This window comes from Alteromonas sp. ABE4_545 (assembly GCF_056161325.1).
The window spans coordinates 57533-66767 of the sequence record NZ_JBSWYY010000020.1; the positions used below are offsets into that span (position 1 = coordinate 57533).

7 protein-coding genes are annotated in these 9235 nt (G+C 45.4%); 4 read left to right on the plus strand and 3 right to left on the minus strand.

All coding sequences use genetic code 11. The features are described from left to right. Positions 1–158 precede the first annotated feature (158 nt). On the minus strand, positions 159–2906 hold the full coding sequence (locus ACXAH6_RS15710) for an insulinase family protein (protein WP_474878331.1): 2748 nt from the start codon (positions 2904–2906) through the stop codon (positions 159–161). A gap of 149 nt (positions 2907–3055) precedes the next feature. Between ACXAH6_RS15710 and sixA the strand changes: the two genes are divergently transcribed. Both sixA and ACXAH6_RS15720 read left to right on the plus strand, forming a co-directional pair. Further along, entirely contained in the window at positions 3056–3574 is a 519-nt protein-coding gene (sixA, locus tag ACXAH6_RS15715) for a phosphohistidine phosphatase SixA (RefSeq protein ID WP_474878332.1), read from the plus strand. 126 nt (positions 3575–3700) lie between these two features. Further along, positions 3701–3889, plus strand: coding sequence for a hypothetical protein (locus ACXAH6_RS15720; protein WP_474878334.1), 189 nt, complete (start codon positions 3701–3703; stop codon positions 3887–3889). 23 nt (positions 3890–3912) lie between these two features. On the opposite strand, the gene ACXAH6_RS15725 is transcribed toward ACXAH6_RS15720, so the two are convergent. Together ACXAH6_RS15725 and ACXAH6_RS15730 are read right to left on the minus strand one after the other, a co-directional pair. Beyond that, on the minus strand, positions 3913–5208 hold the full coding sequence (locus ACXAH6_RS15725; protein WP_474878336.1) for an HlyC/CorC family transporter: 1296 nt from the start codon (positions 5206–5208) through the stop codon (positions 3913–3915). A 94-nt stretch (positions 5209–5302) separates the two neighbouring features. Further along, positions 5303–6094, minus strand: coding sequence for a cytochrome C assembly family protein (locus ACXAH6_RS15730; protein WP_474878338.1), 792 nt, complete (start codon positions 6092–6094; stop codon positions 5303–5305). Positions 6095–6496: 402 nt separating this feature from the next. On the opposite strand from ACXAH6_RS15730, the gene ffh reads away from it, so the two are divergent. Both ffh and ACXAH6_RS15740 read left to right on the plus strand, forming a co-directional pair. Next, positions 6497–7900 (plus strand): signal recognition particle protein, encoded by a 1404-nt coding sequence (ffh, locus tag ACXAH6_RS15735; RefSeq protein WP_474878340.1) that lies wholly within the window; start codon positions 6497–6499, stop codon positions 7898–7900. A gap of 119 nt (positions 7901–8019) precedes the next feature. Further along, positions 8020–9054, plus strand: a complete 1035-nt coding sequence (locus ACXAH6_RS15740; RefSeq protein ID WP_474878342.1) for an IS110 family RNA-guided transposase — start codon at positions 8020–8022, stop codon at positions 9052–9054. Positions 9055–9235 lie beyond the last annotated feature (181 nt).

Consider the following 9235-nt stretch of genomic DNA (forward strand, 5'->3'; position numbering starts at 1 on the left):
TCGACAAGGGGTTTTTGTTATAATTTGAAGCTGTTGAGCAAATCTTGTCCATTACAGCAGATAAACAAGGGTTTATGTGCACTAGATAACATGCGGCGCAGGCCGCATTGTTATTTAACAAGGTGAATTATTGCACATGTAAGTGTGTTGAGGTTGGGCTAATCGAAGTAAATGGCGCTCTCTTTAAACACGGCAATATGCGAGAGACTCGATTTATCCGTTAGGTTTATCGAATCGAATTTACCCGGTGCAAAGAGAACTAATTCACCAAAACTGGTGCGTGCAGAAACGGTTTCAGCGTAGCTTTGGATAAAGCTAAAGTCGATATTAGCGATACACTCGGCGAGTTTTTGATTGCGGTTAAACTCAAGGTCTTGGTTGCCCAAACTTAACCACAAACGCTGAGATTTCATCGACAAGTTGAGGTCGGTTTCATGCAATTGCTTCAATAAGTTTCTTTGGATACTTGGCCAATATGCTTGGTAAAAGCCGATTTCCAACATTTGTTGGCGCAAAAAACGCGTCATCTCAGCGAGTAGGACTTGAGGCGAGTGGGTCGGACTTTGTATGTAAAAAGCCATTCCCGGGTGTTGATTATGTGGTACGAAACCTGTGCCGACGACGTAGCCCAGTTGTTTTTCAGTGCGCAAGGTGTTGAAAAACGGGCCGGCGAGCATTTGCTCTAAAATCATGCACATCGCTGTGTCTATAATGCTACTGCTCGGAGCTTGTAAGTACAGAACAATGGCTGAGTCGTCATGTTCACATTGCAATTCGTGATAGAGCGGCGCACCAACGGGTAATTTAGCCACTTGCCGAGAAATGGCAGGGGCATCTGCAAACGGACACTGTTGCTTAACTGAGGTAAAGAACTGCTGGGCTTCATCAGACGTCCAGTTACCGTGCATTAGGCCATCAATGTGAAAATGGTCGAATGCGTGAGAGGACGTTTCAATAACGTGCTCAAATTCACAATCAGAAACCGCAGATAGTAAATCTATTGGGGCATGGGTGTTGCGTTGGATAAGCACACTTAAGCGAGAAAAAAGCCGGTTTGTTGGTTTGTTTAACAGCGCATTGTGCAAACTCTGAGATTGCAGTTGCTTGATTTGAGCAAAGCTATTGGCATTGGGTTGGTATTCAAAAATGGCATCCAAGAGTTGCCCCGCGAGCTTGGTTTGCTGGTGTGAAAAGCCTCGCGTATGCAGACTGAATCCGCCCTGATGACCATAAATACGATAGTGCAAGCCAGCGATTTCTGCGCGATAGAACTGTGACTGCAAGTGGTCGTTTAACAATGCAAGCCAGAGGCGTTTAGACGCAACCTGATTAATGTTGCCGGTTAACCCTTCTGAATCAAAAGAGAGGTAAATGTCTCCTTTTGGCGTATGAAAAACCTGATCTTGGGCATACCACAGATCAAGCCCCACAGACTGGCTCAATGGAATTGGGTTGGCAAATCTGGCCTCGGGCAAACACAATTCGTAACTTTCCCCAATATAGGGGTTAGGAGGCGGAAGGGTTATATCTGCAATGTCATGCGGAGCAGACCACTTGGCCAGTTTATCGGCCTCAATGGGCGCAATACTGTACCATGCATCGTAAAACTGGCACTGCTTATCTACCGACACTTCCGGTGCGATCACTTTCACTCGCATATTGGCGGGCTTAAAATACGCCATAGTGCGATGCAAACAATCGGGGTCGTAATTACTCACATTGTGTGCTTTTTTTAGCGTATCTAGTGCAAAGTAGAAGTGCTGTTCAGCAAAGTCACAGGCTTTCTCTAATGGCTTTACACTTTCTTCAAATGTTTGTGCTAGCACTGACAACCTAGCTTTCTCGCGAAAGCGCCATGCTTCAACTATCGAGTCATCAATTTTGTTAAGCGACGCGAACAAGGCATCAAGAATAGCCTCTTGTTGTTGTAATCCCGCTTCGGTTAACTGAAAGCTCACGTTAAAATCTTTAAAATTCTCACCTTCAATCCCTGAACCAGCAATGAGGTTGGTCACCCACCCCTTTTGCTTTAAATAACACAATAGGCTGCCGTTACCTTCATCGCCCAATAAGTGACTGATATAGTGAAGTGGCTTGGTGTTATATTCCTGATGCATACCCGGCAGGGCAAAGGTCACAATCATACGACGCGCAGCTTTGAGGGGGCGAATCGATATCCTTACGCCTAATTGTGACTCAGTATACAAAGGCGGCAACGACAAATTAGCTTCAACACCCGACGCCAAACCATTGAACACATGATTGACGAGCGCTTCAAGTTGAGTCACTTCGTGAGGAGCAATAATACACAGGCACATATTGGCCGCGGTATAATATTGCTGATGAAACTGCTTCAACATCAGGTGCAATTGTTGTGGTGAAAACTGAGAAAATATTCCCTTGTTACCCACCGAAAACTTAGAAAAAGGGTGGGCCGGATTCGCCGTTTCTTTGTGTATTTGATACAGGCGGCGCAAATCGTCTTTGCGCTTAAATTGGAACTCTGCGTCTATCGCTTGAACTTCTTTTTCGATGCACTCTGGTTGAATGAGTGGCGCCCGTAGCATATCTGCAAAGGCGGGAAGTACCGTATCAAACGCTTCTTGTTGGCATGAGAAGTGGTAGTTGGCAAACTCCGTTCCCGTCCACGCATTGATTGAGCCGCCCGCACGCTCTACCAGATTGTTAATGGCGTTAGGTTGTGGAATATGTCGGCTTCCCATAAACAACATATGTTCAAGTAAATGGGCAAGGCCATGACATTCGTCAGGGTCGAAAAAGTGACCGGCTTTTATTGCCATTGAAACATGGCAGTGGGCGGAGTCTGGTTGATGAAACAGTAATGTCCTCAAACCGTTAGGCAGTGTAATGGCCTTGGCATTTTGCAAATCAGTCGATGCAGTCAATATAAACTCAATGTGTTCTTGTGCAACAGGGAAAGGTATTTTTTGAATACCGTTTTATACACTATAGTCGTAGTTGTCGAATAAGTGCTAGGCGAAGCCCCGTACGTCTGCTATCGTTAATTGTGAGTAGTCATCATATTCGTAATGTTATGTCAGGTCAAAGTAGCAACGACGACATCTATATTTTTATCGTTCGGCACGGTGAGGCCGAGCCGATTGTTACAGACGATAGAAGTCGACAACTGTCTGCGGTAGGGCAGCAGCAAGCCCTCCATACAGCCCAATGGCTTAAGCAGTCGTATATTCAAAACGCGCAGATCGACAAAATGTTGGTGAGTCCTTACGTGCGTGCTCGACAAACCCACGAGCAAATTGCTACCGAGTTGAACGCAGATAGCACTGAATACACAGCAGATATCATTCCTGAAGGTATCCCCTCCATCGTTCACGATTACATAGACAGTTTAATCGCCACAGAAAAAGCCAAACAACACGATTTGCATTCGATCATGTTAGTTAGTCACATGCCCTTTGTGAGTTATTTGGTAGACGAGTTATGCCATGAAGCTAGCGCAGCATTATTTGCTACTGGATCGGTGGCTGTTGTGCGCTATTCAAAACAAAAAATGCGCGGCGAGTTAGTCACGCATTATCAGGGCAAAATGTAGTTAATTGCTCGCACCATTTTGCGATTAATTTGCAAATTGCCCTTTAGAAAAAATACCGTTTACCGATACAAACAATAGTGAGAAAACTTGCCCATATCGGTGCAGGTAAACGGGTTCATATTATTCATGTCAACTAAATCGATTCCAGAGCAATTGCGCAGGTCGCTACAGCAGCACCTGGAGCAATCTGATATTCGTGAAGACGAAGAGTTGACTGAACTGCTTGGAAAACTCTCTACGTTGTCGGCAAAAGTCGCCGCGGCGAAGGCGCAGGTATTAGCAAAACGCCAGCAAAAAGCTGGCGAAAAGTCTTAATATAAAGCGCGTTAGAAACGGTGTTAGTTTTCAGACACCATGGGGTCGGATGAGCGGTAATATTCAGGTAACACCCGAACCGTTTTAACCATATTCTCATTGATATCAACAATTTCAACGGGGTAACCAGCCAATCGCATGCTGACCTTATGCTCCGGAATCTCTTCTAGGTATTCTAATATTAACCCGTTCAGGGTCTTTGGCCCTTCAGTGGGGAATTGCCATCCCATCTCTTTGTTTAGCTCGCGTATATTGGCGCTACCGTCTACTAACACACTACCGTCTTGTTGTAATGTGACTTCTTTACTATGGTCGGGCACCATACTAGTGGTGAAATCACCGATTATCTCTTCAAGAATGTCTTCTAGTGTGACCAAGCCCATGATGTCGCCATACTCGTCGACGACTAAGGCAATGCGCTCTTTCTCTGCTTGAAACTTATACATCAAGGTGTGCAGCGGCGTTGATTCAGGTGTGAAATAAATTTCTTTAACTGCGCGCAACAAACTGGCTTTGGTAAATTGGTCTTTAGAGAGCAAGCGAAGCGCATCTCTGGCATGCACGAAACCAACAGCGTCATCGATGGTATCTCTGAATAGCAGCACGCGAGTGTGCTGGGCATGCGTTAACTGCTTTTGTATATCTTTCCAATCATCGTTGATATCAATGGCAACAATATCACTGCGAGGTACCATGATGTCTTCTGCGGTGACATTTTCGAGATCAAGAATACCTACCAGCATATCTTGGTGTTTTTTCGGGATCATGGTACCGGCTTCATACACCACGGTTCTTAACTCTTCTCTCGACAATGAGTCGCCAGCAGCGTTCGCCGTTTGAATACGCATTAACGCCAATAAACCGTTCGTGATGCCGTTAATCATCGCCACGAAAGGGTATAGCAAGGTGAGCATGGGTAACAAAATAATGGAGCTTGGGAACGCCACTTTTTCTGGGTATAACGCGGCCAGCGTTTTGGGCGTAACTTCAGCAAAAATCAGTAATATAAAGGTTAACCCGAATGTGGTTGCCACCACTCCCCAAGATTCGCCAAACCAACGGGTACAAATAATGGTTGCGATTGCAGAGGCTGCAATATTCACAATATTATTGCCGATGAGTATTAGACCGATTAGGCGGTCTGGACGCTCGAGTAATTTTTGTACCCGAGATGCCCCACGATTTCCTTCGTTTTGCAGGTGTTTTAACCGATAACGGTTGATTGACATCATGCCTGTTTCAGAACTTGAAAAATAGGCTGAAAGTAAAATGAGAACGGCCAGTGCAATAAGCAATGTACCGGTAGATATATCGTCCAACTAAGAGGTTCCTGTACCTTTGTGAGTCACAACTTTATTAAGTCGGCGCAAGGCTTTCAAGTTTATTTGTAAAAAACTCACTAAGAGATTGTGTTTACAGCAGTATTTCTCTGACGAATCGACTGCCAAAATAAGCCAAGGTGAGAAGCAACACGCCCGCGATTGTTAGCCCGATCACTTGTCTGCCACGCCAGCCCCACATTTTTTGCCCCACCAAAAGCACCACGTAAACCACTAGTGCAAGGAGCGACAAAATCGTTTTGTGCGCGTAATTGCGACTAAACATATCGTCGAGGAATAAAAAGCCCGATAGCAAAGAGACACTCAACAACCCTGTTCCTACCAACAGGAGCTTGAACAAAATTGACTCTACCAGCATGAGTGGCGGCATTGAAGAATGCAGTAGCGCCGCACCTTTTTGTTTGAGCTTGTGCGTGATGAACGACATTTGTAGCGCGTATAAAAAGGCGATACTCAGTGTGCCATACGCAAACAGAGAAAGTGTGATATGAATAACCAAGCCCGGCTGCAATTCAATGTGCATAATATGCTGAACAGGCACGAATACAGAAGCCAATACCGTTAATGCCGCGAACCCGAGTACCACTGGGAGCATAATTAAATTGGGCAGCAATTGGCTGCTGATTAGCATAGATATAGTGATCAGTAACGACACCAAAGAGAGTACATTGGTGATACTCATGTTTTGTCCGGCAGACGACAATATGGCATAGGATAAAAACGCACCGTGCAACGCAATGGCGATGACAGCCGCAGGAAACGCAAACTTTTTGTTCGCGTCTGTGTGTTTGAAAAAACGCCCCATTAGCAAGAAGGCCGCAATGCCGTACAAGACAACACTTGAAATTGCGAAAAGGGTATTCATCAGGATCTGTCCATAACTGTTATTGTTTGCGTTTTATCTTTTTGTATTGTCAGGCGCTATTGATACTGGAGATGCCGACAAAGTTCAACTGTTGGCGCTGTTTCTACCCATTATTGGTGTAATACAGTCACGCATTGTGTCGTTTAAATGAGAATTGTACTCAATAACTAAAAGTGCGTATACCGTCGTGTTTAAATAGTGGGGGTTTTATTGACGAAAATCATCACAATTTACCGCCTAGCCATTGAAAATGAGCCATAAAGCGCACACTTCACTCCTCATGGTTTGTTGTGATTCGTCACAAGCAAGGATAATTACAGCTTGATCGCGGGATATGGTACGCATCAGCATGCTTTTTCGGTATACTGTGCCTATTAACGCAGTTTATGGTTACTTTCGTTTATGTTTGAGAATTTATCAGAACGTCTTGGTCAGACGTTGCGCAATGTAAGTGGGCGCGGACGACTAACCGAAGACAACATCAAAGAAACACTTCGCGAAGTGCGAATGGCCTTACTCGAGGCTGACGTTGCGCTGCCTGTGGTGAAGGAATTCGTTAATCAGGTAAAAGCCCGTGCGGTGGGTACTGAAGTGACGAAGAGCCTTAAACCCGGTCAGGTATTTATCAAAATAGTACAGTCTGAACTAGAGGCTGTGATGGGGGAAGCGAACGAGAAGCTGAATCTGGCTACTCAACCCCCAGCGGTAATTTTGATGGCGGGCCTACAAGGGGCGGGTAAAACCACCAGTGTAGGTAAGTTAGCCAAATTCTTAACCGAGCGTGAAAAGAAAAAAGTCTTGGTGGTGAGTGCTGATATTTATCGCCCTGCGGCGATTAAACAGCTTGAAACCCTCGCAAATGACGTGGGTGTGGGCTTTCACCCCTCTACGATCGACGAAAAACCTATTGATATCGTCAATGGCGCTATCGAACATGCCAAAACGCAATTTTATGATGTATTGCTAGTCGATACAGCGGGCCGTTTGCATGTTGACGGCGAGATGATGGAGGAAATTAAAGACCTTCACGCTGCCATTGACCCTATCGAGACGTTGTTTGTGGTTGATGCCATGACAGGTCAGGATGCGGCAAACACTGCCAAAGCATTTAACGATGCGCTGCCATTAACCGGTGTGATCCTAACCAAAGCCGACGGTGACGCTCGCGGCGGTGCGGCATTATCAGTACGTAAAATTACGGGTAAGCCAATTAAATTCCTCGGTATGGGCGAAAAAGTCGATGCACTTGAGCCTTTCCATCCTGAGCGTGTTGCTTCCCGTATCCTCGGTATGGGTGACGTACTCAGCCTGATCGAAGAAGTTGAGCGTAAAGTCGATAAAGAAAAAGCGCAAAAACTGGCGAAGAAGGTCCAAAAAGGCAAAGGCTTTGACTTACAGGATTTCAAAGAGCAGCTCGAGCAAATGCGCAATATGGGCGGCATGATGGGCTTGATGGATAAGCTTCCGGGCATGGGTAACATGACCGCGAAAATTAAAGATCAGGCCAACGACAAGCAGTTCAACCAGATGGAAGCGATCATTAATTCAATGACGCCTGCAGAGCGAGCAAAACCTGAAATTATTAAAGGGTCGCGCAAACGTCGTATTGCTGCTGGTTCTGGTACGCAAATTCAAGACGTAAACCGTTTGCTTAAGCAGTTTACGCAAATGCAAAAAATGATGAAAAAAATGTCTGGTGGCGGCATGAAGAAAATGATGCGCCAAATGCAGGGCATGATGCCACCGGGAGGTGGTATGGGAGGCGGAGGCCTTGGCGGCGGTGGCGGTATGTTCCCCCCTCGCTAAACCTATCAAAAAACTGCAAATAAATAAAAAGCCTTTGATTCACATCAAAGGCTTAATTAGATGGTCCGCCTCACCTCTAAGCTAGTCTTAGAGTTAGGCAATCAAAGAGGCGAACCATCATGTCTACTATTAAAGTTCTTGGTATCGATTTAGGCAAATCATCTTTTCATGTGATAGGCCGCGACTATTCTGATAACCAAATCATCCGTAAAAAGTTTTCCCGCTCAGCACTCATTCAGTTTCTTCACCAATTAGAGCCCTGTACTATCGCGTTCGAGGCTTGTGGGGGAGCACATTGGCTAGGTAGACAATGTGAGTTAATGGGGCATAAAGTCAGACTTATCCCTCCGCAATATGTAAAGCCCTTCGTTAAAAGCAACAAGAATGATTTCATAGATGCAGAAGCGATATGCGAAGCATCGACAAGACCGAATATGCGCTTTGTTAGCGTCAAGTCAGAAGAAGCCCAAATCATTTCCGCTATTCATAAAGCTAGGCACGGTTACATTAAAGACCGAACAGCATGTATGTCGCGCATAGGCGCATTACTTCTGGAGTTTGGTGTCGCACTGCCTACGGGCCATAGCGTGATGAAGCGACTGTTTAACTGGCTTGCCCAGCAACAACAGACAATGCCAAGGTTACTTATGCAAGAGCTGGTGGAACTTCACGAATACTACTTGTTGCTCAATGAAAACATCGATAGACAGGATAAAAAGTTGAAGCAACTGGTTGAAACAAACCCGATAGGCCAACTTCTTAAAACGATCCCGGGTATAGGAGACATGACAGCAAGTCTTTGTATTGCCAACATCAGTAGCGCTACTGACTTTAAAAGTGGAAGAAATATGGCGGCATGGCTGGGACTGGTTCCTGCGCAGTATTCAACGGGCGGTAAACCCAAATTATTGGGGATAAGCAAGCGGGGTAACAAAGAGCTCCGAACCTTATTTATCCATGCTGCCAGAGCGGTCATGTCCAGGCCGGATAAGACTGGAAAGATTTATGGCGAGTGGCTGATTAATTTACGCGCCACTAAGCCATTCAATGTTGTAACCGTCGCTTTGGCCAACAAGCTAGCGCGAATAGCATGGGCAGTGATGACAACAAAACAGGCATTCAGCAACAAAGCATTGGCACCGGGTTTGCAATGATAAATATGATGACGAAAACGGTAGAACCACTGGATTAAAACCTGACACAAAAAACAGCTTATAAAAGCTACAGATTGATGATAAACCCCTCTTTTTTCAGAGGGGTTTATTTTTTCTAGCAGCCGAAGGCTGCGATCGCGATATTTTTTATAGCAGCTTTATTGTTCGAGTGTTGGGTTCT